Annotated in this window: 2 protein-coding genes; one reads left to right on the forward strand and one right to left on the reverse strand. The window is 67.1% G+C overall.

The genetic code is table 11. From position 1 onward, the window contains the following. Positions 1-388: LysE family transporter (locus tag OP495_RS17520; RefSeq protein WP_280571045.1), on the forward strand; the 388-nt coding region annotated here is incomplete at its 5' end. A gap of 21 nt (positions 389-409) precedes the next feature. On the opposite strand, the gene OP495_RS17525 is transcribed toward OP495_RS17520, so the two are convergent. Beyond that, the coding region (locus tag OP495_RS17525) for an acyl-CoA dehydrogenase family protein (RefSeq protein ID WP_280571047.1) at positions 410-1769 on the reverse strand (1360 nt) is incomplete at its 5' end.

Here is a 1769-nt window from a genome sequence, read left to right on the forward strand (position 1 = left end):
GATCACCTTGGGCGGGGCGGCGTATCTGGCCTGGCTGGGCGTGAAGGCGTTGCGTGCTGGTCGGGGCGGCACCCTGGAGACAGGCCGCGTGGCGAGCCGGCCTGGGGTGGCAGCGCGAGACGGCGTGCTGGTGGCGTTGGCCAATCCCAAGCTGATTCTCTTCTTCGTCGCCTTGTTGAGCCAGTTCGTAAGCGCCGACATGGGCGTGGGGGCCAAGACGACGATCGTGGCGACCGCGACATTGATCGATGCCGGTTGGTACGTGCTGGTGGCACTGGCGCTCTCGCATTCAGCGGTTTTGCCCTGGCTTCAGGCACGTGCGCACTGGATCAACCGTATAACGGGCGTCTTGCTGCTGGGCCTGGCGCTGCGCATCGTCATTGGTTGATAGGAGCCTGCGCGCCCACTCTCAGGGCGCGATTCGCGCCAGGATGGCGTCCAGCGGCGCATGTGACGGCAAGACGCCGAACAGCGGTGAGGTCTCCTCGCCGACGCGAGCCGCACAGAAGGTCTCGCCGATGGCAGTGGGCGCATGACGCAACAGCAGCGCGGCCTGCAGGCATTGCGCGAGGCGTTGGGTTAGCCAGCGCGCCTGCGCTTCCAGCACGTCCGGCGTGGCCTTGAGTCGTCGCTCGAGGGCGTCAAACGCTCGGTCAAAATCGGGGTGTGCGCCGCGTGCCCAGGCGAGCTCCTGGCGCAGAGCAGCAATGCTTTCCGGGTGGCGGGCCATCACGCGCATCACGTCCAGGCACATGACATTGCCCGAACCTTCCCAGATCGAATTCACCGGCGCCTCGCGGTAAAGCCGCGCCAGCGGTGCCTCCTCGACGTAGCCGATACCACCGAGACACTCCATGGCTTCGGCCATGAACGCTGGGCCACGCTTGTTGTGCCAGAACTTGGCCAGCGCGGGGAGCAGGCGCGCCAGGGCGCGTTCGTGGTCGTCGTGGGCAGCGCCGTCGAAGGCGCGTGCGGTGCGCATGCACAGGGCCAAGCTGGCTTCGGTTTCCAGCGCTAAGTCGGCGATCACGCGCTGCATCAACGGCTGGTCGGCGAGGCGTTTACCGAACGCTTCGCGCCCCTGGACGTGGCGCCAGGCCTCGAGCGTTGCCTGGCGCATCATGCCGGCGGGAGCGGTGGCGGCATCGAGTCGGGTCTGCTGAACCATCTCGAGAATGGTGGCGACGCCGCGCCCCGGCTCGCCGATGGGGTGTGCCCAGGCGTCGATATACTCGATTTCCGCCGAGGCGTTGGCGCGGTTGCCGCACTTGTCCTTGAGGCGTTGCAGCTGGATGCCGTTGCGCTCGCCATCGGGGCGAAAGCGCGGCACCAGGAAACAGCCGAGGCCGGCATCGTCTTGTGCGAGGGTCAGGAAGGCATCCGACATCGGCGCGCTGCAGAACCACTTGTGGCCGATGAGACGCGCGCTGCCATCCGACTGGGGTGTCGCCTGGGTGGTGTTGCGGCGCACGTCGCTGCCGCCTTGTTTCTCGGTCATCGCCATGCCGAAGGTCGCCGCGCGCTTGTCATCGGCGGGCAGGGTGCGGGGGTCGTAATCGTTTGCCAGCAGGCGCGGTCCCCATTCGCGAAGTACGGCTGTGTCGTGGCGTAGCACTGGATAGGCGGCGTGGGTCATGGTGATCGGGCAGCAGAACCCCGGCTCGACCTGGGTCAAGAGATAAAGCGCGGCGACATGCGCCTGGTGGCCGCCTTTACCTTCCTGTTCCCAGGCCACGGCCTGCCAGCCGCCATCGCAGGCGAGATGCATC

This window comes from Chromohalobacter sp. 296-RDG, assembly GCF_029889885.1.
Classification (GTDB): domain Bacteria; phylum Pseudomonadota; class Gammaproteobacteria; order Pseudomonadales; family Halomonadaceae; genus Chromohalobacter.